This window comes from Mucilaginibacter sp. GW822-FHT03E02 (genome assembly GCF_058801545.1).
Map to the genome: position 1 here is coordinate 1816132 of NZ_JBXANJ010000001.1, position 26389 is coordinate 1842520.

The following is a 26389-nucleotide window of genomic DNA, read 5'->3' on the forward strand; positions in this document are numbered from 1 at the left end:
TATCAATGCGCCTCTAACCAATTCAACCCAGTACCAATCTCTACCATAATAGGCACGGTAGTTTTGATGGCGGTTTTCATATTATGCATAATGATGGGTTTTACAATCTCAATTTCGTCATGAGGTACATCAAACACCAACTCATCATGTACCTGCATGGTCATACGGGCATCCAATTTCTGGTTTATAAACTCGCGGTGGATGTTGATCATGGCAATCTTGATCATATCTGCTGCCGAACCCTGGATCGGTGCATTAATCGCATTTCGCTCGGCAAAACCGCGAACGGTAGCATTGGCCGAATTGATATCGCGCAGGTAGCGGCGGCGGCCCATCAACGTACATACATAGCCGTTTTCGCGGGCAAAGTTCATGGTATCGCTCATATATTGCTTTATACCGGGAAACTGGGCAAAGTACTGCTCAATAATATCCGCAGCCTCTTTACGCGGGATGCCTAAACTTTGTGATAAACCAAAGGCCGACTGCCCGTAAATGATACCAAAGTTAACCGCTTTGGCGTTGCGGCGTTGTTCACTGGTTACTTCATCCAAAGCGATGCCATAAACATTGGCGGCGGTGGCAGTATGAATGTCAAGATTATCAACAAAGGCCTGCGTCATGTTTGGGTCTTTGCTGATCTCGGCTATAATACGCAATTCTATCTGCGAATAATCGGCAGATACAATGCTGTGGCCTGCATTTCTTGGGATAAAGGCTTTACGCACCTCCCTGCCGCGCTCGGTACGGATAGGGATATTTTGCAGGTTGGGGTTAACGCTGCTTAACCTGCCGGTAGCAGCCACCGCCTGGTTGTATGAGGTATGCACCCTGCCCGTTTTAGGATTTACCATTGTTGGCAAAGCGTCAACATAAGTTGATTTGAGTTTTTGCAGCTGCCTAAAATCTAATATATCTCTCACGATATCGCTTTTGGCGGCTAACGATAGTAATACATCTTCACCGGTTTGATATTGGCCGGTTTTGGTCTTCTTGGCTTTGGGGTCAAGCATCAGTTTTTCAAACAATACTTCGCCCAACTGTTTTGGCGACGCGATATTGAACCTTACCCCTGCTTTTTCATAAACAGTTTTTTCCAGCTTACTAATATCGGTCTCCAGTTCTTTGCTGAACTCGCCCAACGTAAAGTGATCTATTTTTACCCCTTCAAATTCAATGTCGGCCAGTACGTAAATCAATGGATGCTCTATCTCGTGAATCAGTTTTTCGCTTTCCACCTCTTTTAATTTCGGTTCGAAGACCGATTTTAATTGCAGGGTAATATCGGCATCCTCGGCGGCATATTCTTTTATTTTTTCTATCTCCACATCGCGCATGCTGCCCTGGTTTTTACCCTTGGGGCCAATAAGCGAGGTGATGGAAACCGGCTTGTAGCCCAGGTAATTTTCGGACAGGATATCCATGCCGTGGCGGGTATCCGGGTCGATAATATAATGCGCCATCATGGTATCAAACAGCGGGCCTTTAACCTGCACACCGTACCATTTCAGCATCAGGATATCAAACTTAATATTCTGCCCAATTTTGCCAATATTTTCGTTTTCCAGCACCGGTTTAAACTCGTTAACTATAGCTTTAACCGCTTCCTGATCTTCGGGCACCGGCACATACCAGGCCTCGCCTGGCTTTATCGAAAACGACAGGCCAACCAATTCGCAATAGTTGGCATCAGTACCGGTGGTTTCCGTATCGAAGCAAAAGCTTTCCTGTTTTTCAAGGATAGCAATCAGTTCGGCGCGTTTTTCAGATGTATCGGCCAGGTGGTATTCGTGCGGTACGTTATCTATATTTTTAGATACTGTTACAAAGTCTTCGCGGATATCCTCTACATCAACCGTCATGGTGGTGCGGGCGGTGGCAACAGGCTCGCCAAACAAATCGGTTTGGGTGCCGGCAGATTTAAACTCAGTGATGGTAAAATCATCGCCAAACACACGCCTGCCCAGCGTGCGGAATTCCAGTTCGGCAAAAAGGGGCTCTAACAGTTCTTTGCTTGGTGCGCCAACTTCCAGCCCTTCCTCGTCCAGTTCAACAGGTACGTTTAATAATATAGTAGCCAGTTTTTTTGATAGTAAACCCTGCTCTGCAAATTGCTCAACATTCTCGCGCTGCTTGCCTTTAAGCTCATGGCTATGGGCAATGATGTTTTCCATCGAGCCGTATTGCTTAATAAGCGATTTGGCCGTTTTCTCGCCTATACCCGGGATGCCGGGGATATTATCTACCGCATCGCCCCAAAGGCCTAAAATATCTATAACCTGTTCAACGTGTTCTATTTCCCATTTCTCCAGCACTTCCTTCACGCCCAAAATTTCCATCTCGTTCCCCATGCGGGCGGGCTTGTAAATGCGGATGTTATCTGATACCAGCTGAGCGAAATCTTTATCGGGTGTCATACAATAAACCTGGTAGCCTTTTTGTTCGGCCTTTTTGGCCAGGGTACCTATAATATCATCAGCCTCGTAGCCATCTGATGTTATCACCGGGATGTTGAAACCCAGTATTAGCTTCACTACATAGGGTAATGCCTTTGATAAATCTTCGGGCATGGCCTCGCGGTGGGCCTTGTAATGTTCATAATCTGTATGGCGTTCGGTTGGCGCTTCGGTATCAAAAACCACTGCCATGTGGGTTGGTTTTTCTTTTTTCAAAACATCCAGCAGGGTATTGGTAAAGCCCATTACCGCTGATGTATTCATCCCGCCCGAGGTAAACCGCGGACTTTTACTCAAAGCAAAATGCGCCCGGTAAATAAGGGCCATGCCATCCAAAAGAAATAGTTTTTTCATATTTATACACACTAATTGCACGGATTTAATCGAATTTCACGAATTACCTGCAATGGCTTTATGCAAAAATAGAATTAAATCCATGATAATTCGCGCTGATTAAAATTCGTACAATTTGATTAAATCAATGATAATTCGTGCCTACTAAAATTCCCGTAATTCGATTAAATCAGCGATAATTCGTGTTTAAAAAAATTCGTGCAATTAGACTGAATTCGTGACAATTCGTGTGTATTATTTGAAACTACACTCCGGTATATGATCATTCACCATACCTGTTGCCTGCATATGGGCATAACAAATAGTGGTACCAAAAAATTTGAAGCCCCGCTTTTTCATATCCTTGCTGATAGCATCCGATTCGGGCGTACTGGCGGGGATTTTATGGTGATGATTGATAATCGGTTTTCCGCCGGGCATAAAGCTGTACAGGTATTTATCAAACGAGCCAAATTCCTGCTGTATCCCAATGAACAGTTTAGCGTTGTTGATAGCTGCCAGTATTTTTAGCCGGTTACGAATGATGCCGGTATCCTGCATCAGGCGTTCTACATCGTCATCAGTAAAGGAGGCTACTTTCTGTACATCAAAATCAGCAAAAGCTTTGCGGTAGCCCTCCCTCCTGCGTAAAATAGTTATCCAGCTTAAACCAGCCTGGGCAGATTCGAGGATCAGAAACTCGAAAAGCGTTTTGTCGTCGTGTACTTCTTTGCCCCATTCTTCGTCGTGGTATTTGTTATATAATGGGTCTGTTCCGGCCCAAGCACAACGGATTATTTCTTGTGGGGTTTCGTTCATTTTTGCCATATAAAAGAATACATTATTGTAAATCTATTTACGCGTTGCTTATGCAAAACACTGATTATTTTCTTAATTACCGGGTAGGGTGTATTGCCATCGGCCGTAATAACAATGCGCAATTGCGTATTGTGTTGATTAACTGTTGCCCTCCTTGAGCATTTTATCCAATTGAATAACTCGTCGTCGCATGATATATCGGGCAATAAACCTGGTTGGGTACGATAATCGGCAGAATTGTAATAGTTGCTGATGTACTTTTTTAATGAATTTAAAGGAGTACCAATAAAATCAGTTTGGCCAAACTTAGCGATGTCGTCAGGCGAAAATGGCACGTTGTCTATCGCGGCCATTTGTTTTAACGCGTCTTCGCGAACATCGGTATATTCGAGTCCAAACATTACCTTGTTTTCTCCCACTAATATGGTTCCAAAATCCGCGTCGAGATCCCAGATGTTAAATGAATGTCCAACCGGTAAATTGATATCGAGAGGATACCGAATTAAAGGCCTGCCGTAAAATACCAGAAACATTAACACAATCAATAACAAGTTGAACATCGGAAACATGTCTACATCAAATAGTTTATGACGGGATTTGGATTGATACATAAGATTAGGTTTTTATTAACACTATACGCCCGTCTATCATTTTTATTGCACTAAAAACCAACATATTACCGACAATCATATTCGTCCTGCAGAGTTGAGAGATTGTTTTGTCCCTTATATTAGGACATAAAGGTTGCTCAACTGCTCTCTCCCTCCAACCCGAAACTTGCTAAGCTTCGTTTAGTTCATCCCAATACTCTACAGCACGTCGGTAATGCGGAATTACAATTGATCCGCCTACCAAATTGGCTATCATAAATATCTCGTTCATTTCGTCGCTGTTAACGCCAGCCTCGTGGCATTTGCCAAGGTGGTATTTAATACAATCGTCGCAGCGCAATACCATACTGGCAACCAGGCCAAGCATTTCTTTGGTTTTTACATCGAGGGCTCCTTCAGCATAACTGGTGGTATCCAGCGCGAAAAAGCGTTTGATATTAGTGTTAGCGGTTTCCATAATCCTATCGTTCATTTTGGCACGATAGCTATCAAATTCTTCTACAAGTTTTCCCACTTTTTTAATTATTGAATTAGTGATTTACTGAATTATTGATTTTTGACAATTTTACTAAATTATTTAGCATTTTCAATAAAAATCTATAATTTTATCCCAAGTATTTATCTCAACTTTTACAGCTTAATTAAAAAAACATGGAAAGCTTATCGCCCAATATTTTTGTTAAGGATATAAACGAAACTATCAAATTTTATCACCTGCTGGGTTTCGAACTGGTAGTAACCGTGCCCGAAACCGGCGCCGACTTGGTTTGGGCTATGATGGCCAAAGGTAACGTAACCATGATGTTTCAAACCATGGCAAGCCTGGGCGAAGAACTTCCCGATATCAGCCGGCAGGATGGAGCGTCGATGCTGCTCTATATCAAACTCAAAAACATCCGGGCTTTTTTCGAATCTGTAAAAGATCTGGTGCCTGTTTTGAAAGGCTTAGAAACAACTTTTTATAGGGCTACTGAGTTTTCGATTAAAGACAATAACAATTACGTACTTACGTTTGCCGAGGACGAGTAAAACGATTAAGCCGGCCGATGGGTTCAATCATCAAAGTAAGTTTCACCTTTTACCAGTGGATATAAATTTACAACGAGCGTTGCAGACAGGGCAAACGCATCTAAGTAGTTAACGGCAATAAGCTGTTATTTACTAATAGCTAACGGAATAAACTTATAGCGTCGGGAAGATATAAGCATCAAACGATACCTTGTTTCTATTGGCTGATCCTGGTTAAATGATCCAGGTACTAAAGGGACTTGTATTGGCCAACAACGGGCACAAATATTTGGACGCGCCTAAATTGGGCGATCAGTTTAGTGTTAACCATGTTAAAATGCAAAATATTGATTATCAAATATTTATAAAAAAACATATCTAAAATATGTTAAGTTATGTTAACCCAATTAAATGCGTTTGCCTGCCGTTGCAGAAGAAAAGATGGCTTTTTGCCTAATAATTATGTATCTTCAAACCTCGGGTACCGCTTTGTGTTAAGGTACCTGAACAACACCAGATAATCATCTACCCTATGCCGGCAAAAAAAATTATAGCCCCTTTTTATGAACGACTTGCGCTTACTCTGCTGGGTTTTCTGGCCCTTGGCTACCTCATCATCGTAGGCAAAGATATCCTCGACCCATTAATCTTCGGGTTTATATTTGCTATCCTGTTGCTGCCAGTTTCCAACTTTCTTGAAAAAAAAATACGCCTGCCGCGCAGCATGTCGTCATTGGTATCTATCCTTTTGTTGGTGGCCCTGGTTGGCGGTATATTATACCTGGTGGGTTCCCAAATATCAAACCTTGCCAACGATTGGCCAATGCTAAAAAGCCAGGTATCACAATCAATACATGATTTGCAGGATTGGGTACAATCAGCCTTCCACATCAATGCGGCCAAACAATTAAAATATGTAGATGATGCCTCCAAAAAAATAATGGAATCGGGAACCGATGTGGTAAGCACTGCTTTCGGCGCAATCTCGTCGCTCATGATATTTTATGTGTTTATCATGATCTTCACGTTTTTTATTTTGCTTTACAGGCGGCTTCTTCTTCGGTTTATCATCTGGGTATTCAGGGACGAGAACTCGGCGGTAGTGATGGACATTGTAGAAAACGTTCAATCTATCATGAGGCAGTATATACTGGGGCTATTGCTTGAAATGTTTATTGTAGCCAGTGTTGCCATTACCGTTTTTTTATTAATCGGCATAAAATACGCGGCGTTACTGGGTATCATTGTAGGCCTATTTAATATCATCCCCTATATCGGCATTTTCACGGCGTTGCTATTAAGCACCATCATCACTTTTGCTACCGGCAATATTGGCAAAACTGTAACAGTGGCTGTTAGTGTAATTGTAATACACGCTGTAGATGCCAACTTTTTGCTGCCAACCATTGTGGGTTCAAAGGTGAGGTTGAACGCCCTGATCTCGTTCATCGGCATTATCCTTGGCGAAATGATCTGGGGGCTTTCGGGCATGTTCCTTTCTATACCGGTTATTGCTATTTTCAAAATTATATTTGACCGCATTGAAAGCCTTAAACCCTGGGGTTACCTTTTGGGAGGCGACTATGAGTCTAATAAAAAAGTTGCCGAAAAGCTAAAAGTTGAATAATATCAGTTTAAGCATTAAGTAATATAAACGTTCGGATTTTGTAAGAAGCATTGCTTCAGCTATCATTTTAAAACAGCTTTTATTTTTGTTTAATTGATGGGTATATCATTAATTTAGCAGCATAACAATTGTGCTGTACTGCAATTGAAAATCTACCTTTAATGATCCGTAAATTCCTTGCTTTTAGCGTTATTCTATGTGCTTTGGTACCTTTTGGGGTAAAGGCGCAAGTTAAACCAGCGTCCTCATTCAGGCTGGTGCCTTTGGGCGTACTTGGGGGCATTGATGAAAGCAACCTATCGGCTTACATGCTGGCAGCAAGCAACAGTAACAATTATATATGCTTAGATGCCGGCACACTACACTATGGCATTAAAAAAGCTATCGAAAACAAGGCCTTCCAGGTTTCGCAGGAGAAAGTATTGAGGCAATACATCAAAGGATATTTCATTTCGCATGCCCATCTTGATCATCTGGCGGGCCTGGTCATTAACTCGCCCGACGACAGCACTAAAAATATCTACGGCCTGCAAAGTACGCTTGAAACACTGAAAACCCATTACTTTACCTGGGCAAGCTGGGCCAACTTTGCCGATGATGGAGAAAGCCCCGCATTAAAAAAGTTTCATTACAAACCACTTGAGCCTGGCAACGAGGTGGCTATAGAAAACACCGCGCTGAAAGTACAGGCATTCCCGTTAAGCCACTCAAACCTCACCAGTACTGCCTTTTTGGTACACAGCAATAATGCTTATATTTTATATTTAGGCGATACCGGCCCCGATGCTGTTGAAAAAAGCACCAACCTGCAAAAGCTTTGGCAAGCTGTTGCCTCCCTGGTTAAAAGCAAACAACTAAAAGCCATCATGATTGAGGTTTCGTTCCCCAGCGAACAACCTGATAAAACATTATTTGGCCACCTTACCCCGCATTGGCTAATGGCCGAAATGGATAAACTGGCCGCATTAACCGGTTTGGATGCGATAAAAGGATTAAACATTGTTGTTACGCATTTAAAACCGCCTGTAAACAGCATTGCCAAAATAAAAGACGAATTAAAAGTTGAAAACAAATTACAGCTAAACCTGGTTTACCCGCAGCAAGGCAAACCGCTTACTTTTTAACAACTACCAACCTCAATTTAGAATATATGAAAAATATTTTCAAAACCTGCCTGTTCTTTTGTTTCCTGGTAAGCACCGGCAGCGCATTTGCCCAGCAAGGCAAAGTAATTGAAGAGCAAACCGTTAAAAGCAAAGTTTTAAAACGCAACGTAAAATACACCATTTACCTGCCTGCCGATTATGAAACGGCTAACCGCACCTACCCGGTGGTATACCTTTTACACGGATATACTGACGATAATACCGGCTGGTTACAATTTGGCGAGATAAACCGATATGCCGATCAGGCTATTTTGGATGGTACTATACCGCCAATGATTATTGTAATGCCCGATGGCGGTACCAGCTGGTATATTAACTCCTACGATGGAAAAGAAAAATACGAAGATTTTTTTATCAAAGAATTTATACCACATGTTGAGCAGGCCTATCGCGTAAAAACGGAAAGACAATACCGCGGAGTTGCCGGCCTTTCTATGGGTGGCTACGGTACGCTGATTTACGCTATAAAATATCCGCAACTGTTTTCGGCGGCGGCGGCATTAAGCGCAGCAGTATTCCCGGATGACCAGATGGTTAACCAACCAGATGATAATTATGAACATGTTTTTGGCCAGCTATTTGGCCGTGGATTTAAGGGTAAAGACAGGCTGACTAAAGACTGGCAGGCAAATTCAGTGTTGAACCTGGTACAAAATAAAACGGCAGACGATTTGAGCAAAGTGCGCTACTGGATTGATTGCGGCGATGATGACTTTTTAACCATAGGCAACAGCATGCTGCACATAGCCCTGACAGAAAAGAAAGTGCCCCACGAATTCAGGATACGCGATGGTGCCCATAACTGGACATACTGGCGCACAGGTATCACCAATGCCCTCAGTTTTATAGGCGATGGCTTCAGGCAGAAGTAATTGATGTGCAGATATGCAGCGGATGTGCAGATATGCAGATTTCAGATGTGCAGATGGATTGAAAAGATGGATGAGAAATATTTCAATGTTGATAAATGGCAAAAGATTTTAACCTTCCGGTTTTAATGGGTCACCTGGAAAAACTCACAGATGGCACGCTGCCGATAGCTGACTTTTTGAGCGCATTTTTGGGCGACGATCAAAACAACGCCAACATGCGGCAGGGCCTGGCTTCTTATTTTTATGATAACGGAGGATCGCCAGAAGTGCGGGAGTTTGATATTGTAGAGGCTCAGTTTAACACCAATGACTTAACGGGATCATTCAAATGCATATTTACGGTGTATTATTTTTTTACCTGCAGCGATATTAAAAACGACAAACGCGAAAACATAGCCTGGAAATTTAAAATTGACGGGACAGACCTAACCATTGCTTTTGTAGGCGAAGAACCTTGGGTATGGGATGCGGACTGATTTTAAATGTGCAGATATGCAAATTTCAGATGTGCAGATGAAAATGAAAACATTTCAGATATATAAATTTTATTTTCAAATTTTCAAATCCTCAAATTTTCAAATTGATTAAGATACGATGAAAAAATTTATTCTGCTCTGCTTCCTCCTCTCTGCATCTACCGCATTTGCACAGCATATCCCGGCCGGCAAGGTGATAGAGGAACAAAATGTAAAGAGCGACATTTTGGATTACAACGTAAAATATGCCATTTACCTGCCTGCCGATTATGAAACATCAAACCGTACCTACCCGGTAGTGTACCTGCTGCATGGCTATGGCGACGACCAAACCGGCTGGCTGCAATTTGGCGAGATTAACCGCTATGCTGATAAAGCCATCGCCGAAGGTAAAATACCGCCGATGATTATTGTAATGCCTGATGCAAAAACTACATTTTACATTAACTCCTACGATGGTAAACGCAATTATGAGGATTTCTTTTTCAAGGAATTTATCCCTACCATCGAAAAAGATTATCGCATAAAAGGCACTAAAAAATACCGCGCCGTAGCCGGTTTATCTATGGGCGGATTCGGAACTTTAATTTACAGCATTAAACATCCCGAAATGTTCTCGGCTGCGGCAGCTTTAAGTGCAGCCGTACGCAACGAGGAAGACTTTATGGGCATTACCGATGCCCGCTGGGCCGAGGCGTACGCTAAAGTTTTCGGCCCCAACCTTAAAGGTGCCGAGCGATTAAATGATACTTGGAAAGCAAATTCCATTTTAGGATTAATTCAAGGCAAAACAGCTGACGATCTTAACGATGTGCGTTACTGGATTGACTGTGGTGATGATGATGCCCTAAGCAAAGGTAATTCCCTGTTACACGTTGCCCTGATGGACAAAAAAGTCCCCCATGAGTTCCGTATCCGCGACGGCGCCCACACCTGGACATATTGGCGCACCGGCATTATAGATGCACTAAACTTTATTGGGGATAGTTTTAGACAGAAATAGGCTGCGGATGTGCAGATGAAGGAGCGGATGTGCAGATGTGCAAATTTCAGATGTGCAGATGAAAAGGATAAATTTCAGATATTCGGAATCTCATTTTGAAATTCTCAAATCCTCAGATTTCCAAATTGATTAATCATCTGCACATCTGAAATCTGCACATCTAAATCTATTGATCACTCAACAGATCAACACAATTCTTTCTCAATTTTTCCAGGCGGGCGGGCAGTGTGCCAAGCGCGGCTTCGTTATTTAAATTGGTATAGAGTACCTTAATAATTTTCAGGGTATTTTCATCGGGATCGCAGGCCTGGGCTTTTTCAAGATGGGGTAAAGCCAACCTGGCTTTTTCAATATAATTCAGGTTCATCACCACTGGTTTTCCCGAAATATCTTTGATATACAGGTAGCCTAAAGCACGGTGCGCCACGTAATAATCTGGCTGGGCGGCTACCACTATTTTGTAATATTTAATGGCATTGATGCTTTGGTTATCATCTTCGTAAAGCTTTGCGAGCGAGTTATAAAATGCAACCCGCACTTTGGGCGTCAGCTTAGCTGTATCGGGCAAAATCTTTTGGGCAAGGGCTATTGACTGGGCAGCGTCATCATTCAGCTTTGCCACATTAAAATCAAGATAACTATCGTAAACCTGTTCGGCAGTTTGAGCCTGGGTTATGGCTCCCGAAAACAATAATAAAAGCAGCACTAATACCTTTCGGGTCGTCATAGATAAATTAACTTGCTATTAATAATTACCCTTCTGCCTTAACACTAAATAAAAACACCACCGATTCGCCCAATATTACCTGGTCGCCTTCGTTCATCGGGTGGCCAATCTGGGTCGAGTTAAGCTTAATCAGCTTATCGTCGGCCGCTATGCTGATCTTGGTTTTATTACGCGGCGGTACACCACCCTCATCGGCAAAAATCATAAAACATTCCGCGTCTTTATTCCATTCGATATGGGCATGCTGCCTGCTGATAAATTTGTTGCTGGGGTCGTTACTATCGGCCGGGAATATAATCTTGTTCAGCCGGTATGATCCGTTCTCCGTTATCACTTTTTTATCCCGTCCAATATTAATCTTGCCGTCGGTAGCCTTAATCAGGTATTCTTCCTTTTCGGCTTCGCCGCTAAGTATCCTGATATAAGCAATGGCCGATGATGCATTATGTGCCACCTGCCTACGGGTATGCATCTGGAAAGCGGCGTCAATCTCGGGAATCTTTGGCACATCGGCGGGAAGCTTATCTGCAAAAATCACGTCAATGGTCCAGTCATCGGGCAACTCTATCGCGTAGTCATCAGCAATCCGCTGAATCTCGTTCCTGAATACTTCCTTCTCGTGCACATAAACCGCACCTTCGTAAAGATGTTTGTCGTCGGCATCTGGAGCAAGGTAAAGCAACAGCTCCTTAATGTGCCTGCCTTCGCCGCCTTCAACCTTTTGCAGGGCCTCTTTTATAAAACGTAGTATGGCTTCGCGCAGGCCCTTTACATCAACTTGTCCCTTTTCTCCACCGCTTTTACTAAAAAAACTAAATGCCATATTTTTAAGTTTTAATTATACTAATTGCGCGAATTTTATCGAATTGCACGAATTTGATAAAATTATTTATTGCTGATCTGTAGGCTCGGCGACTTCTCCCGGTACTATACTCTTCATATAACCCTTCTCCAAAAGGAAAGGGATCACGTGTTTCCCGGCTAAATGCACCGCATCTGACGATCCTTTGGTCGATTCTACACGGATACAAACAACCATATTGCCTTTTCCGTTTGCCTCTGGCGCAAAAAATACATACCAGCCATCGTTTACGCTTTTATTTTTAACAATACGTTCGGGTGTACCGCTTTTACCGGCAACTGCTATACCCAATATAGGCACCTTTGGCGCGCTTTGGGTTATCATATATTGCTTTAGCAGGGCAGCATAATCTGGTTTGTCGGCCAGCGTAATACCGGCCTTTACCGGCATTTTTGTTTTGCCAACATTCAAAACAAACCTATTGGCTAATAACACGCCATTATTGGCTACGCCCGATACCAGCCGGGCAACAGATGCGGGGGTAGCAATCAACTCTCCCTGCCCCCAGGCCATACCCGAAATACCTTTGGCCCTGGTTTTATGAATATTGTTAGGATCGTACCGGGGCTTGGTATTAAACTCGGTTTTACGCCACAGGTTGCGCCATTTTTCTTCCTGCGCATCGTTTTCGGCAGGTTTATTATAATAGTAGCCGCCTACCCCATGCAAAAACATCCCGGTTTTCATATACAGGTTTACCATATATTCTTCCAGGTGCTGCTGATTGGCCAGTTTAATAAAATATACGTTGTTTGATTTGGCTATCGCCCGTTCCATGGTAATGATACCGGTTTCGTCCGGCTCGATTCCCTTGGTACGGATCCGCTCTTCCATGCTTACGTGGTAGGTTACCTTAGATGCATCAATGCCCAGTTTATTAAATGCCGACATGGCTGTTAATACTTTGGCTGTTGAACCTGGCTGCGAGGCATAAGTGAAGCCCAGATCGGTAGTAGTCATCCAGTTGGATAGTTTATTCTGATCTGCTTGCGACATGGTTAGCTGATCCCAGTTGTGCACCGGCGGCAGCGGATACTGTGCCGACACCAGCACATCCCCAGTATTGGCCTCCATCACTACAACGGATACCCGGTTATCATACAAAGATGTATCAGTAGCTATAGATTGCTGAATTTTTGTTTGCAAATCGGCATCCATAGTCAGCTTTACATCCCGGTTACGGTTTTTAAAGGCGGCTACTTCGGGGCCATTAATATCGGCTAACAGTAATGGCGCCAGTTCGCTATAATCCTTCTTGGCTACCGTCATTTCTTTTACCCCGCGGGGCAAAAACCTGTCTTCCTGGTAGCGGGATGCCTTTACATTGTAACTACTGATGGGCATTTTAAAACCACGTAATTCGGCCGCGTGTTCATACTCGGCAAAGTAGCCGTTGGTACTGCCGTTAAATACGCCGGTATTCGCGTCGCCCGTCCAAAAAAACATTTGTTCTTCAAAGGGGTAAAACCGTTCCAGCCGCTTATGCACTGCCGAATCGAGGTTATAATCTTTTACGCCCGCTACAGCCAGCTTCTTTTGCTGTTTTTCAATAAGTTCGGGTTTACTGGTAGCCAGGATCAATCCGTTCCTGTCCAGTAATGATCCGGCCTGCAGCTTGTTCATTAAGATAGCAATCCTTGGGTTATAGCTAAACATCCGCAGCCCGCTTTTATCGGCAACCAGGGCGGGTTTCACCACCCATTTTTTATTATCGGCGCTGTAGCGCGATACATTTACGGTTAACAATATCACCCCGGCCAATGCTGCCGCCAAAGCGGGTACCAGGTTCTTATCCTGCTGTTTGGTAATGTAATCCATTTGCACCTGGCTGCCTTTTACCAATGATACCGACAGCAAAAATCCGGTAGCCAATAAATTGATTACCAACGACGAGCCACCATAACTTTCAAACGGCAACGATACGCCCGACAAGGGCAATGCCCCAATTGAGCCACCGGCTATCAGCAAAAACTGCACAAAGGTACATACGCCAATACCGGCGCTTAAGTAAAACAATAAGGGCGTACCCGTTTGCCGCCCAATAATTATCGACCGGTGTAAAAACAGCAGGAACAATATAAATACGGCTGCCATACCAGCCCAGCCAAACTCCTCGCCTATTGATGGCAAAATCATATCGGTATGTGCTTCGGGAATGGTTTTAGCAAAGCCCTGACCAACGCCTTCGCCTGTTAAACCGCCACCGGCCATTGCCCAAAGGCCGTTGGCTACCTGGTCGCCACCATAAACTTCGTTATTCCACGGATCCTGCCAGATGGCTTTACGCTCAACCAAACGTTCAACCGGACCGGGGATAATTTTATCCAGGCCGGGAATTTTATCGATGGTTAAAAAAGCGCTAATCACAATTAGCGCCATCACGGCCGATTCACTTAAGTATTTGGGCTTCCAGAAACCAAACAAACCTAATATGCCGAAAGTAATACCGGCGCTTAACCAAACATTATCAAAAAACCAGGTAATGAGCACAAAAAGCACCACAAAACCGGCCATTGGCAAAAAGTCGCCACGGGAGAAAGAGAACAGGATGATAAAAGTAAAGCAGATAACCATAGCCGGCCCCAGATCGCCTAAAACTAAAAACAGCAACAAGGTAATTAATGTGGCTATCAGCGCCGAAGAGAAGAACGACAAACGCTTGCTCCAGCTGGCATATTGACTTATAAATTTTTCATTGGCAGCAAAAAATCCCGCCAGGAAAATAATCACCAGGTATTTTACAATCTCGCTTGGCTGGAAACCCAGCAGGTTTACCTTAACGCCGCTTCCCTCGGGCCCGGTACCAAATAAAATAGTACTAAACAAAATGCCCATGGCCACAACAACCCATGGCCAGCCATTTGCGGCGCTGCGTGTATTTTTAAATACCAGCAAACGGTATAAGCCCGAATCGGCAGTAAGCTTGCGCAGGTTGATAAACAGCATAACGCAGATAATACCAACGCCTATGCCCAGGTAAATGAGGGTATCTTTTGCTAAAAACCTATCCCTTAACGGATCTTGCAGGCTTAACAAGGTGAGAAATGAGATCCCGGTAAGTATCATTACCAGGGGCAATATAATTTGATCGGCCTGGGGATAACGGTAACTTAACAGGATATGGATAACAATAAACCCCGCAAAAAAGCTGGCAGCAATAATCCAATACCAGGTATTAAAATCGTCGATAGTACGTACAATAAACGCGCCCTCTTTTTTAAGAATATTAAAATCGCGGGTCGACAGCAGCTTAATGCTGTGCGGCGCCTGCACAAAATTTATCTTTTTATCGCCATCCAGTTCAACCACGCCCTGCGAGCGGCCAAACTCAAAGCCCGGCTGCAAGGGTAATAACTCAAAAGCCTTATCGGTAGGAAGGTTTTTAAATTGATAACGACCGCCTGCATCTGTACGGGCAAATGCTGTAAGCGACTGCAACTGTCGCTTTTTATCGGCGTTGGCGACAAATACCTTTTTAGCCGTTGGCGAATTTTCGGTAGTGGTGTTTTTGGCAGCCGTTTCCTCGTCGGAGTAAATACTGTCTCTTGGCAATATCATGTTCAGCCTCACTAAAACACCGGCAACTGGTTGCTCTTTGTGGGTTATCCTTCCGCTGATGCTATAATCGCCCAAGCCAAGATCGTTTTGAGCGGGAATTTCGGGCGGGTGATTTTTTTCCTGGCTAAACCGGATAGAATCATCCCCGGTATAACCCAACAGCTCGCGCGAATCCAATACCCGTTGCCTGAATGATTCGCCGCCTTGTTCTATAGCTTCATCTGCATTAACGTAATATTTGCGTTTATTCAGTTCGCCCGCATTATCAAAAGCGCCAGCCGAGCTTGCCTTGGCGGCAATAACTGACTGAATATAGTCCACATCTCTCGGGTCATCAAAGTAGTAGCCTTTCTTTAATAACGCGGCTACGTTTCTGGCCCTGTTTGGGGCATTCAGATTTACAATGGTACCGTCTTGCAGGCGCTTATCAACGTCGGTGAATTTTTGCTGCAAAACCACATATAGCCGGCCAAAAAGCATGGCCAACAAAATTCCTGTAAGCAATAAAAATAATCGCTCCAACCGCCTGCCGGGAGCTTTGGGTGTGCCCTTATCCATTAGTGCTTGATGGCTTTGGGTAACGAATCTATTTTGAACATGCCCCCAAACAACCTGCCCGATACATATTGTTTATCGGGGAACAGGTAGGTAGTTTGCACAGGCGTTACGCAGTTACTAAACTGCACATATTTTAATACCAGGGCGTCGTTATGTGTAATAACGCCAGTTTTAAAGCCATCAAAAACCACACTATCCAGCACCACATATTTGCTTTTGGGCGATAGCATGAAAGCCGCGCCCTTATAACCCGAATCGGGTTTAAAAACAATTTTTCCTCTTGCTTTTATGTACAGGCTATCCCTGCCAATATAAATGGAATCGCTTAAAACTATCGGCTCCTTAAAGTCGGCGGCCGAAAGTATAAGGGTGTTTCCCTTTAATTTACTCAGCGTATCCTGTAGCTTTATTTCGCCCGCGCTTTTTGGCCTGGCAACAGGCCTGGTGGCAACCGGCTTTGTTTCATCGTGCTTTAGCTGCTGGTTTATCCAGTATTGCCACACAAATCCGCACAAAACTACCAGTAACAATATGGCAAGTAAAGCAACCGCGGTGCGATTGCTTTTTTGCTTAACAGGTACCGTTTCGGGCCCATCGGGTAATTTCGGGCGATGTTTGGGATCTATAATCTCTTCGGCAACCTTGGCCGAAGCCACCGGCCGGGTTACATTTTGAACACGCGGAGCCTTGTTGTTATGTACCAGTACCACGGTCACGTTATCTTTGCCACCTTTATTATTGGCCGCCTGTATCAGTTTAGCGGCCTTATCTTCTAATTCGCCTGCACCGGTCAGGATACTTTTTATCAGGTTTTTATCCACCATATCGGTAAGGCCATCGCTGCAAACCAGCAACATATCGCCGGGCAAAAATGGCGAATGTCCTATTTCTACAAAATCAGCATCCTTAGCAATATTAGGGTCAAAGCCCAGGGCTTTATTAATCTCGTTGCGCTTAGGGTGGTCCATGGCGGCCTCTTCGCTTAACCTGCCCGAGTCTTCCAGGAAGCCTACAAAGGAGTGATCTTTTGAAATTTTAATAAGCGAATTATCGCGCAGCAAATACAAACGGGTATCGCCCACATGGGCGTAATGAAACTGGTTATTTTCCAGGTCGACTACCGCGAGCGTAAGTACGCAGGCCATGTTCTGCAACTCCTTATCGGTTATTTTTTTATCATAAATTTGTTTGTTGGCATCAACAAACGTGTTCACTAACAAGGCGCTGACATTGCCTGCTATGTACGATAGATCTTTAATAATGGTCTCGCGCGCAATTTCGGCGGCAACCTCGCCGCCTACATAGCCACCTACCCCATCAATTACGCAGGCCAAAATAAAATTGCCATCGTTGGCTTTTTGGGCAATAAAGGTATCCTCATTATTATCCCGCTGCCTGCCGGTATCGGTTAGTCCGAAATAATTATTTGCCATGGCTTGATCTTTTTATGTCGATAAAATGGGCCAACAATAACAAAACACATATTGCCAGCAGGCCTATTGATAATATTTGTGACATTATGCTTCGGGTTTAAATATGTTGATGCCAATGATACCATTCAGCAATATTTTTGAGTTAAAAGGCAATTCTACCCATTGCGGCGAGTTTACATCGCTGCGGGTAATTTCCTGCTCGTTAATCATGGTCAATTCGCCAAATGATGAAAGGTAAAGCTTACCATCGGCCTTATTCATGCGGATGCGCAGGTGCGGGGTATTTACCCAGTCGCTCGGAATTTTAAATACGGCAGCATCTTCGCGGGTTTCTTCGTTACCCGATACTACAATATCTTCATTCTTCATCAGGAATTCCACCTTACGGCCAACAAACTGCTTATCGGGCATAATAGTATCCAGCCGTGCCAAAACAGTTTGGCCGGGTTTTACCACATCCTTTTCGTTATAATGCAAGTCGTTAGCGTAAGGTAGTTCGTAATAGCCTTCGCTGTAATAGGTAAAGCCTTTTAAAATATCATTGCTGATATCTAAAGTTTGGGCAACACCTGTATGGCGGGGTATAAAGGTTACCCGCAGGTTCTCTTCTTTTTTATTGCTCCCGGGTAACAGTTTGCCTATAAAGCCCTTGTCACCCTTTTTATAATCGGGATGTGACACCAGCCTGAACACCCATTTTGAACTTGATGGTTCAACCTTTTTGCCTACTTCCTGGTGTTCGCGCAGCAGTTCATAAAACTTTTTTACCGATTCATGTACAATAATGCCAAACAAGCCCGAACGGTTGTTGATAAACTCCTGGTAGTCTTCTTCGTTAAAGCTGATGATGTATTCGTGATAAAAAACAACCCTATCGGCAAAAGATAGCTGACCGACGGATTCTTTAAATTTTTCGATGATATACAGGTACACATCATCGGGAGTGAGTGTTTTATTTGCTACAGCAGCCACCGCGGCGGCCTTCCCATTCGGCAGAAACCAGTCCTGCAGACCTATTTTTTGCCAAAATGTAGATTTGGATTCCATTAGGTAAATCTTTTTTTAGATGTTAATTATCATTAACTAAAAACTCAATTTTGATGTGTCAGCGTTTTTTATGCTATCGCGATAAAACTGCGGGTCGGATTTCGACTTGTGTTTTACGCCACGAAGTATAGAATCTGCTAATGAATCCACCTCGGGCGGAATACTGGCAGCAGGATCATTGTTAACCGGTTGTGTTTCTTCATGTGTATCCCTTTTAACCTGGCTATCTGGTTTGGCTTGGGTACTGCCCTGGCTTAAAGTATCCCTTGGCGGCGTTGTTGATTTAAAAAAGGTGTTGTAAATACCCTTACGATGCTTAATGGCCATAACAGACGAAAAACCGGTTAGGGCAACCAACACCACAATTAAACTAATAAATAGCGGTTTAGAAATGCGTACCGCATGTTTGCCTACAACAACAGGCGTTTCGGTACCGGGGTTTACAACGTGCACGCCCCTGGCGCTTTCGGCCTCCTGGTAGTAAAGTAACAATCCTTGCAGCCGCTCATTTTCTTTTAACAATACCGAAGCATTCCAGGAATCATCAACATCTGTACTGTTCACTGCGGATATACTGCTATATACCAAGACCTCCTGCAGCTCGATTCCATTTGCATAACGGTTTTCGGGCTCTTTTTCCAGGCATTTAGCTACAATTTTAAGCAGCCATGCGGGCACCTGCATTTCGTGCTGTTTCTTTTCGTCGGTCCAGCTGGCAGGCAAATTCTTTTTGCGCAGTTCCATTACATCAGGAACTTCCTTTTCCATATGCGACAGCATTACCGCGTTACGGGCGGTTTCGCCGTTATCGTTAAGCGGGAAAGGTACCTGGCCGGCAATCAGCTCATACAGGATAATACCATAACTGTACACATCCGTCTGAAAATACATCAGGCCCTCATTTTGCTCGGGCGCCATAAATTCAATAGCCCCGGCATGCCTGATACTGGTACGGCGCTGATCGTCAGACATAGCCGAAAGGCCAAAATCAAGCAGCACATAGTTACCCGTATGAATATTGAACTTTACGTTATTGCTTTTAATATCGCCATGCTTTACCGATACTTTGTGGCAATGCGAAAGCGCGTTGGCCAGCTGATCGGCCAGTTTGATGATCTCCTTGATGGTAAAAATGGCCTCATGCGGTGGCTTCAGCAAATCCTCCAGGTCGGGGCCATCAATATATTCCATTTCGATAAAAGGAAACGAGCCACTTTCGGTAATACCCGAATTGAGGATTTTAACCACATTGGGATTGGGCTCTTCGTTTACCTTTTTTAGTTTTTCAACCTCGTTCTGAAAATTTCTGAAATTTTTATCGTCGGTACTCTCCGTATGGATTGGGGTGGGTAATAATTTTACCGCTGTAATGATAGGGCCATAGCGCCTGCCTTTATAAACAGAGCCTTGTCCGCCCGTTCGCAAAGCCCCCATATTCTCCAAACCTTCGGTAATTGTAAATACTTTGCTCATTGAGTTATACTTGCAGTGCTGTAAACATAAATAACAATTGATTAAACTTTGTTATTTCAACATAACGCACATGTTGGCGTTTGGTTATAAAAATATGAAAAAAAGTGCGGATGTGCAGATTTCAGATGTGCAGATTTCAGATGATTTAAATCAATTTGAGGATTTGAAAATTTGAAAATAAAATCTACTTATCTAAAATACTGCCCCTCATCTGCACATTTGAAATTTGCATATCTCCGCGTCTGTTTTTTCATTTGCACATCTGAAATCTGCACATCTGCACATCAATTTACAATTATCTCATCCACCAGCAACCACGCCTTAGCGCCAGCAATATATTCGCCTCGTGGGATAATGCCTTTGTTGGTGCCCCTCACCCTTACATAACGTGCCTGCGTTGGTTTAATATCGGCTTTTACTATGTTAATCCCATTCGCATTAAACTCAGTTTGCCGGTAAACTTCGGTATAATTACTTCCATCTGTCGATAATTCGAACGTAAGCAGTGTTGGTTCCCACATTTTTTGCCAGTGGTATTTTAAAATATTGATACCCACTTGCGATATTTTTTGAACCGAACCCAGATCAACCACGGCATCCAGGTCATCCCCGTTAAAGCCATACCATTGGCCATCGTTGTATAGTTTGCTGCCAAAAATGCCATTCACCAAACCAAAGGTGTTGCCGGGATTATAGGCCCCCTGCGGTTGATTTGCGAGGATTATGGTTTTACCAATGCCTTTGTGAATAGAAAAACTTTTTACGTACACCCGCCCGGTTAATTTGCCATTGCCAAATACAGCGGCTTTTATAGTACCCGATTTGGTGATGGTCAAGGCATTGCTATACACTTTACTACCTAAGCCCGGCGTCGATCCATCGGTGGTATAAAATATTTTTCCACCGGGCAAGGTAGTGCTTAAGCTAAGCGACACCTGGTGGTTTGCAGTTTCACTTACATTATCCGTTATCTCATCAAAAGTATTAGCGGCATTAATATTGAGTTTTTTCAACAGTGATTGCTCATACCGTAACCGCCTCAAAAAGCCATCATAGTCCTTATTTTCCTTAGCCGACCAGGCTACTTCGGCCAAAGCCAGCATCCTGGGAAACAGTTGCCGCTCGGCCCGGACTGGGCTGGGCAGGTATTCGCTCCAGGCATTGGCCTGCACACCTTTGATATACCGCGCTTCATCGCCGGATAGTTCTTTTGTCAAAGGTTCGTAATTATACACTTTGCTGAGCGGGGTATAGCCGCCGGCTGTTATGGGTTCAGCTGGGTATAACGACTGATAATAGTCCAGGTAAACATATTTTTCGGGCGTCATGATGGCATTGTGGTGTTGTTTGGCAGCAGCTATGCCACCTTCCTCTCCAGTCCAGCTCATTACAGTAGCGCCGGGAGTTAAGCCACCTTCGAGGATTTCATCCCATCCAATAATCTGCCTGCCCTTGCTGTTCAGGTATTTTTCCATCCGGCCTATGAAATAGCTTTGCAGTTCATGCTCATCCTTCAAATGCTCATCCTTAATGCGTTTCTGGCATCTGGGGCAGGCTTTCCATTTGGTTTTAGGGCATTCATCGCCACCTATATGAATATATTTTGAAGGGAACAGCGGCAGTACTTCGTCGAGCACGTTTTGCAAAAAGGTAAAGGTTTCATCGTTACCGGCACAATATACGTCATCAAAAATGCCCCAATAAGTAGCCGTTTTATAGGGGCCGCCGGTGCAACCCAGTTGCGGGTAAGCGGCCAACGCCGCCAGCGCATGCCCCGGCATTTCAATCTCCGGGATAATGGTGATGTGCCTGTCCGTTGCATATTTTACGATGGCTTTAACCTCTTCCTGGGTGTAGTAACCGCCATAACGTTTGCCATCAAAAAGGTGAGGGCTATCGCGCTTGTGGCCTATTATGGTTTCATCCCTATAGGCCGATATGCTTTGTAAAAGCGGGTACTTTTTTATTTCTATGCGCCAGCCCTGGTCGTCGGTAAGGTGCCAGTGAAAGGTATTTATCTTGTACAGGGCCAGCATATCAATCCACTTTTTGATATCGTCGGCAGCAAAAAAGTGGCGGCTTACATCTAAAAGCATCCCCCGGTATGCAAAGCGTGGATGATCTTGAATAGCACAGTTCCCGGCGGTTATTTTTCCGTTAGATGAGCGTAATAGCTGAATAAGCGATTGCAGGCCATAAAATACCCCAGCCTCGTCATGACCTGTGACATTAATTTGCTTTGATGTTACCACCAGTTCATAACCTTCATTATCAGCAACTTTAGAGGAATCGATTTTCAGAATGATAGTACCTTCGCTTTTCACCTTAAGCTGATAGCCGGCAAGCGACTTAAAATATTGATTGAAAAATATAAGGTTGCCTGTTTTGATTCCAGGCCCGATAGTTATACCGGTCGCTGCCGAAAAGGTAAACGATCCGCCATTCCTTTCAAACTGATACGGTTGCGGTATCACCCCCTGCTGCTTAATTTGTGCCGATGAATAACCGGCAATTAATATCAGGCTTAAAGTAGTTAACAGGAATTTGTACAGATGTATTAGCTTTATCATGGATGCGGATTTGCAGAGCCTAATATAGCTGATTATAGCTATTTGCACACTAATTATGAAAATTACAAGCTGCCAATAGCTTTGCGATAGTTGGTAATAGCGGTAACAATAGATTTCACGATAGCATCCTGCCCGCCGGGCGAATTGAGGTAATCTTCCTCTTCGGGATTGTTGATAAAACCTGTTTCGATAAGGACGGCAGGCATGGCGCTATGGGCCAATACCAATACGCCCTGCTCTTTCACCCCTTCGCTGGGGCGGCCGTCAAAATCGGTAAATTCGGCATTAAGCAGATCACCGAAGAGGATACTTTGCTTGCGATATTTTTGAATATAGGCATTCAGAATGATGGCGTTTGACGGGTCGGTTTCGTCATAGCTTTCGTAGTTTTGTTTATAGTCTTTTTCCTGGAAGATAGATGCGTTTTCACGCACGGCCTCCTCCTGCTCTTTAAGCCTGTGGAAACCGTAAACCAGCAACAACACTCCTTTACGCTTATGAGCCGAAGCCGCATTTCCCTCGGGCGATGAGTTGCAGTGGATAGAAACAAACAGGTTGCCATGCGCCTGGTTGGCTATGTTTGAGCGTTGGTTGAGGGGGATAAACGTATCATCGGTACGGGTCATTAGCGTGGTAATACCCTTCATGCCGGTATCAATATAAAGTTTCAGCTTTTTGGCGATGGCCAGGGTAACATTTTTTTCAACCGAGTATGATCCGCGGGCGCCGGGGTCTTTACCGCCATGGCCTGCATCAATAATTACCGTTTTAAAGCGGAAGCCAGAGGTCGCCGGGATAGTATCCCTTTGCTGGGCACCAGAGCTAAAACAACAACACAGGCATAGCCCTAAACCGATGATTCCTGCCGAAAAAAGTTTTATACGAACCCTCATTTTTTCACCGCCTTTTTACTGCATTTGGGGCACAGGCCGGTTGCGTATAAGGTAAAGCCTTGTGGCTCAAAACCTGGGGGCAGGGTTATGGCAGGCAGGTGCAAATCATCAAGGCAGTATACGTTTTTGCATTGGGTACAGTTGAAGTGCAGGTGCTCATCATGGTGATGCCCTTCATCGCAGCTGGATGAGCATAGGGCGTAGTTGGCCGTGCCGTTTAAATCAAACACCTTGTGGATAATGCCTTTTTCTTCAAAAGCATTCAGGATGCGGTATAGGGTAACCCGGTCGATATCGTTCATAACACTCTCCAGATCAGGCTGCGAGGTGGCAGCGTTGCGGGCCGACATCATGGACAGTACCCGGAGCCGGGGGGCAGTTTTTTTTAAATGGTGCCTGTTCAGCAGGTCCTCGAAGTGAAAGTTGTTACGGGCAGGTTCCATTTAAGTTTTACCGGGGTGTATACGTGCAAATATATACAACGTTGCATTAAGGATGAAATTATACCCACCTCCTGTTGTGCACGTGTTCGGTTTTTGAGAGGAATACAGGAGCGTTCGGGCCGACTACAACATAAATAATTATAAATCAAATACTTAAGTGTTCGGATACATTTTCTATCAAAACAACAAGTAACTGAAAATCAATCCTTTAACTTTTTACAGGTGTTCGGGTTTGGGTTGTGGCAATGGCTATTTCCCGAAAACCGAACACTAACAGGGTTTTGTCACTCCCGCGATGCGTTAAACCCGCTCCAATTGTAATCTCATGCGGCCGGCATTCAAAAAACGCACACTGAACAGCACGTTATTGCCATTTATAAGCACTGTTGGTACATTTATTTACACCCATAGTATACCTTTTGTGCACCCGTTGACACACCACATTTTAACACTTTACGACCTGCTTAATTTTAATTGTTTAACGACGGTATGCTAAAATAAAACGAACTGCCAATGCCTGCCTTACTTTCAAACCATATGGTACCGTTATTTCTTTCTACCAGTTCTTTGCATAGTAAAAGGCCAAGCCCGCTGCCTTTTTCGCTGGCTGTACCGTAAGTTGTGTATGACGAAAATTTATCAAATATTTTTGACTGGGCTTCCTCTGGGATACCCTTACCATTGTCCTTCACGGTGATGATGGTAACCGATTCTTTTTGCTCTGCACTCACCGTAACCGTATCGCCTGCTTTTGAAAATTTCACGGCATTCTCCACCAAATTCCTGATCACAATATCAATCATTATTTCATCAGCATAAACAGTTTCGGGCCGGGTAAGTTCCACCCCTGTTACTTTCACCTCTTTTTCGGCGGCCCGTTCTGTAAGCAGGGTTACATTTTGCTCGATTACCTTTTGTACATCAAAACCGGAAGGATTAGCCTGGATGCCGTCCATCTGGCTTTTTGACCAGTACAGCAGGTTTTCGACCAGGTGCGCGGTTATTGTGAGGGTATCTGATACTTTCCCGACCCAAAACTTACTTTCTTCATCAGATAAATCATCCCCCTTTATCACATCCATCATATGACTGATGGTATGGATTGGCCCCCTCAAATCGTGCCCTATAATGGAGAATAGCCTGTCTTTTACATGTACCAATTCTTCCAGTTGCAGGTTTTGCGCTGTTATATCTTTATTTTGCAGGGCCAGCTGCTCGCTAAGCTTCCGTTTCTGCGCGTAACTTCTGAACAGCACAAAGGCGAATATGAGCAACGATATGGCGCCGGCTGTTAATAAATCGCGCCGTATTCGTACCCTTTCCAGCTCTTTTTGGCCTATAACCTTATCTTTATTCAGCACATCAATTTGCCGTTGTTTTTGTTCCAGCTCATAGGATGATTGTATATTACGGATAACTTTTTCTTTTTCGGCGGTTTTCAGGCTATCGTTTAAAGCAAATTCAAGGTTCCGGTAGTATAGCGCCTCTTTATAACTGCCTTTTTTTTGATTGGTTAGGTACAGTACTTTATAAGCGGTTGCAATAAGTTCAATAATGCCCGATTTTTTACTTTCTTCCAGTCCCTGTTGCGCATAGCGCATGCTTGCATTGTAGTTACCTGTATAATAACAGGTAAGCGCCAGCCCGTTATGGCAATAAGCAATATCTTCATCGTCGCTGTTTTTTTGTGCAATAGCAAGCGCTTTGTAAAAATAAATCTGGGCCCGCCTGTAATCTTTTTTGGTAATGTAATTTTCGCCAATGTTATACAATGCAATGGTGGTGTTGAGGGGATTTTTCCCTCTTTTCGCGATAACCAGTGCCTGGGTATTATATAATATGGAAGAATCGGGCTGGCCCTTTTTCTTAAATATCTCGCCTAAGTTTATCAATAAGCTTACTACTCCTTCATGGGTCGGATCATTTTGTTTCAGGGCTATTTTATAAGCTTGCCGGTTGTAGTAAAGCGCTTTTGAATAATCCTCAATACTTACGTACATGCCGCTGATGTTATTATATTCATTCCCGGTTAATCCCTCCATTCCTAACTTTTGGCTGATGCGCAAACACCTGAAATGGCATTCCAGTGCTTCGGGCCACTTGCCTTTGTACCCAAGGGCAACGCCTTTTGAAACATAAGCCAGTGCAACGCCTTTTTCAAAATCGATTTTTTGTGCAAGTTCAAGCGATTTTTGCGCCATTAAAAGAGCGCTGTCGGCATTCCGACCCCAGTATTGCCTGGAAATGGAGTAGTAGATGTTTACCCGGTCGGTATCGTGTTTTGCCGAATTGAGTTTCTCAAATAAAACCTTTATATGATTAGTCTGGGCCAGGCTGGTGGATGGGGCAGTTATAACCAGTACACCGCATATAAAAATGTACCGCATATAAAAATACAGTTTATACGTAAGTAAAGGTTTGTCCATATAGTGTGATTAATTAGAACCGTTAATA

20 protein-coding genes are annotated in these 26389 nt (G+C 43.9%); 6 read left to right on the forward strand and 14 right to left on the reverse strand.

Annotated features, from left to right (window positions below):
* Positions 1–2: 2 nt before the first annotated feature.
* The 4 genes from polA to AC1RM2_RS07570 form a co-directional block, all read right to left on the reverse strand.
* On the reverse strand, positions 3–2810 hold the full coding sequence (gene polA / locus AC1RM2_RS07555) for a DNA polymerase I (protein WP_492984374.1): 2808 nt from the start codon (positions 2808–2810) through the stop codon (positions 3–5).
* A gap of 234 nt (positions 2811–3044) precedes the next feature.
* Positions 3045–3608, reverse strand: a complete 564-nt coding sequence (locus AC1RM2_RS07560; protein WP_492984375.1) for a DNA-3-methyladenine glycosylase I — start codon at positions 3606–3608, stop codon at positions 3045–3047.
* Entirely contained in the window at positions 3605–4009 is a 405-nt protein-coding gene (locus tag AC1RM2_RS07565; RefSeq protein WP_492984376.1) for a hypothetical protein, read from the reverse strand. The genes AC1RM2_RS07560 and AC1RM2_RS07565 overlap by 4 nt, the downstream gene beginning before the upstream one ends.
* A 379-nt stretch (positions 4010–4388) precedes the next feature.
* Positions 4389–4733 (reverse strand): carboxymuconolactone decarboxylase family protein, encoded by a 345-nt coding sequence (locus AC1RM2_RS07570; protein ID WP_492984377.1) that lies wholly within the window; start codon positions 4731–4733, stop codon positions 4389–4391.
* Positions 4734–4870: 137 nt separating this feature from the next.
* Between AC1RM2_RS07570 and AC1RM2_RS07575 the strand changes: the two genes are divergently transcribed.
* The 6 genes from AC1RM2_RS07575 to AC1RM2_RS07600 all read left to right on the forward strand — a co-directional run bounded on the left by AC1RM2_RS07575 (position 4871) and on the right by AC1RM2_RS07600 (position 10371).
* The gene (locus AC1RM2_RS07575; protein WP_492984379.1) at positions 4871–5248 is read left to right on the forward strand and encodes a VOC family protein; all 378 of its coding nucleotides are present in this window, start codon (positions 4871–4873) and stop codon (positions 5246–5248) included.
* Positions 5249–5759: 511 nt separating this feature from the next.
* Positions 5760–6854: an AI-2E family transporter gene (locus tag AC1RM2_RS07580; protein WP_492984380.1), complete on the forward strand. Its 1095-nt coding sequence runs from the start codon at positions 5760–5762 to the stop codon at positions 6852–6854.
* A gap of 161 nt (positions 6855–7015) precedes the next feature.
* Positions 7016–7978, forward strand: coding sequence for an MBL fold metallo-hydrolase (locus tag AC1RM2_RS07585; protein WP_492984382.1), 963 nt, complete (start codon positions 7016–7018; stop codon positions 7976–7978).
* A 26-nt stretch (positions 7979–8004) separates the two neighbouring features.
* Complete coding sequence (locus AC1RM2_RS07590; RefSeq protein WP_492984383.1) at positions 8005–8892, forward strand: alpha/beta hydrolase; 888 nt, start codon at positions 8005–8007, stop codon at positions 8890–8892.
* A gap of 95 nt (positions 8893–8987) precedes the next feature.
* A complete protein-coding gene (locus AC1RM2_RS07595) occupies positions 8988–9368 on the forward strand; it encodes a hypothetical protein (RefSeq protein WP_492984384.1) in 381 nt (126 codons plus the stop codon).
* 118 nt (positions 9369–9486) lie between these two features.
* Entirely contained in the window at positions 9487–10371 is an 885-nt protein-coding gene (locus AC1RM2_RS07600; RefSeq protein WP_492984385.1) for an alpha/beta hydrolase, read from the forward strand.
* Between the two features lie 166 nt (positions 10372–10537).
* Here AC1RM2_RS07600 and AC1RM2_RS07605 read toward each other — a convergent pair whose 3' ends face one another.
* From AC1RM2_RS07605 to AC1RM2_RS07650, 10 genes are all read right to left on the reverse strand, one after another.
* A complete protein-coding gene (locus AC1RM2_RS07605) occupies positions 10538–11098 on the reverse strand; it encodes a hypothetical protein (RefSeq protein WP_492984386.1) in 561 nt (186 codons plus the stop codon).
* A 25-nt stretch (positions 11099–11123) separates the two neighbouring features.
* Positions 11124–11921 carry an FHA domain-containing protein gene (locus tag AC1RM2_RS07610; RefSeq protein WP_492984388.1) on the reverse strand — a complete coding sequence of 266 codons (798 nt, stop codon included), beginning with the start codon at positions 11919–11921 and terminating at the stop codon, positions 11124–11126.
* Between the two features lie 66 nt (positions 11922–11987).
* Complete coding sequence (locus tag AC1RM2_RS07615; protein WP_492984389.1) at positions 11988–16076, reverse strand: FtsW/RodA/SpoVE family cell cycle protein; 4089 nt, start codon at positions 16074–16076, stop codon at positions 11988–11990.
* Entirely contained in the window at positions 16076–17509 is a 1434-nt protein-coding gene (locus AC1RM2_RS07620; RefSeq protein WP_492984390.1) for a protein phosphatase 2C domain-containing protein, read from the reverse strand. The genes AC1RM2_RS07615 and AC1RM2_RS07620 overlap by 1 nt, the downstream gene beginning before the upstream one ends.
* 84 nt (positions 17510–17593) lie before the next feature.
* Complete coding sequence (locus AC1RM2_RS07625) at positions 17594–18556, reverse strand: hypothetical protein (protein ID WP_492984391.1); 963 nt, start codon at positions 18554–18556, stop codon at positions 17594–17596.
* Between the two features lie 36 nt (positions 18557–18592).
* Entirely contained in the window at positions 18593–20029 is a 1437-nt protein-coding gene (locus tag AC1RM2_RS07630; RefSeq protein ID WP_492984392.1) for a serine/threonine protein kinase, read from the reverse strand.
* 284 nt (positions 20030–20313) lie between these two features.
* Complete coding sequence (locus AC1RM2_RS07635; RefSeq protein WP_492984393.1) at positions 20314–22599, reverse strand: glycoside hydrolase family 20 protein; 2286 nt, start codon at positions 22597–22599, stop codon at positions 20314–20316.
* A 62-nt stretch (positions 22600–22661) separates the two neighbouring features.
* A complete protein-coding gene (locus tag AC1RM2_RS07640) occupies positions 22662–23492 on the reverse strand; it encodes an N-acetylmuramoyl-L-alanine amidase family protein (protein WP_492984394.1) in 831 nt (276 codons plus the stop codon).
* On the reverse strand, positions 23489–23935 hold the full coding sequence (locus tag AC1RM2_RS07645) for a Fur family transcriptional regulator (protein ID WP_147052834.1): 447 nt from the start codon (positions 23933–23935) through the stop codon (positions 23489–23491). The genes AC1RM2_RS07640 and AC1RM2_RS07645 overlap by 4 nt, the downstream gene beginning before the upstream one ends.
* Positions 23936–24405: 470 nt before the next feature.
* A complete protein-coding gene (locus AC1RM2_RS07650; protein ID WP_492984396.1) occupies positions 24406–26361 on the reverse strand; it encodes a tetratricopeptide repeat-containing sensor histidine kinase in 1956 nt (651 codons plus the stop codon).
* Between the last annotated feature and the right edge of the window lie 28 nt (positions 26362–26389).

Excerpts from the sequence above, each read along its gene's own strand:
- polA (WP_492984374.1), bottom strand. The coding sequence starts at position 2,810 with ATGAAAAAACTATTTCTTTTGGATGGCATGGCCCTTATTTACCGGGCG.
- AC1RM2_RS07560 (WP_492984375.1), bottom strand. The coding sequence starts at position 3,608 with ATGAACGAAACCCCACAAGAAATAATCCGTTGTGCTTGGGCCGGAACA.
- AC1RM2_RS07565 (WP_492984376.1), bottom strand. The coding sequence starts at position 4,009 with ATGTTTGGACTCGAATATACCGATGTTCGCGAAGACGCGTTAAAACAA.
- AC1RM2_RS07575 (WP_492984379.1), top strand. The coding sequence starts at position 4,871 with ATGGAAAGCTTATCGCCCAATATTTTTGTTAAGGATATAAACGAAACT.
- AC1RM2_RS07580 (WP_492984380.1), top strand. The coding sequence starts at position 5,760 with ATGCCGGCAAAAAAAATTATAGCCCCTTTTTATGAACGACTTGCGCTT.
- AC1RM2_RS07585 (WP_492984382.1), top strand. The coding sequence starts at position 7,016 with ATGATCCGTAAATTCCTTGCTTTTAGCGTTATTCTATGTGCTTTGGTA.
- AC1RM2_RS07590 (WP_492984383.1), top strand. The coding sequence starts at position 8,005 with ATGAAAAATATTTTCAAAACCTGCCTGTTCTTTTGTTTCCTGGTAAGC.
- AC1RM2_RS07595 (WP_492984384.1), top strand. The coding sequence starts at position 8,988 with ATGGCAAAAGATTTTAACCTTCCGGTTTTAATGGGTCACCTGGAAAAA.
- AC1RM2_RS07600 (WP_492984385.1), top strand. The coding sequence starts at position 9,487 with ATGAAAAAATTTATTCTGCTCTGCTTCCTCCTCTCTGCATCTACCGCA.
- AC1RM2_RS07605 (WP_492984386.1), bottom strand. The coding sequence starts at position 11,098 with ATGACGACCCGAAAGGTATTAGTGCTGCTTTTATTATTGTTTTCGGGA.
- AC1RM2_RS07610 (WP_492984388.1), bottom strand. The coding sequence starts at position 11,921 with ATGGCATTTAGTTTTTTTAGTAAAAGCGGTGGAGAAAAGGGACAAGTT.
- AC1RM2_RS07615 (WP_492984389.1), bottom strand. The coding sequence starts at position 16,076 with ATGGATAAGGGCACACCCAAAGCTCCCGGCAGGCGGTTGGAGCGATTA.
- AC1RM2_RS07620 (WP_492984390.1), bottom strand. The coding sequence starts at position 17,509 with ATGGCAAATAATTATTTCGGACTAACCGATACCGGCAGGCAGCGGGAT.
- AC1RM2_RS07625 (WP_492984391.1), bottom strand. The coding sequence starts at position 18,556 with ATGGAATCCAAATCTACATTTTGGCAAAAAATAGGTCTGCAGGACTGG.
- AC1RM2_RS07630 (WP_492984392.1), bottom strand. The coding sequence starts at position 20,029 with ATGAGCAAAGTATTTACAATTACCGAAGGTTTGGAGAATATGGGGGCT.
- AC1RM2_RS07635 (WP_492984393.1), bottom strand. The coding sequence starts at position 22,599 with ATGATAAAGCTAATACATCTGTACAAATTCCTGTTAACTACTTTAAGC.
- AC1RM2_RS07640 (WP_492984394.1), bottom strand. The coding sequence starts at position 23,492 with ATGAGGGTTCGTATAAAACTTTTTTCGGCAGGAATCATCGGTTTAGGG.
- AC1RM2_RS07645 (WP_147052834.1), bottom strand. The coding sequence starts at position 23,935 with ATGGAACCTGCCCGTAACAACTTTCACTTCGAGGACCTGCTGAACAGG.
- AC1RM2_RS07650 (WP_492984396.1), bottom strand. The coding sequence starts at position 26,361 with ATGGACAAACCTTTACTTACGTATAAACTGTATTTTTATATGCGGTAC.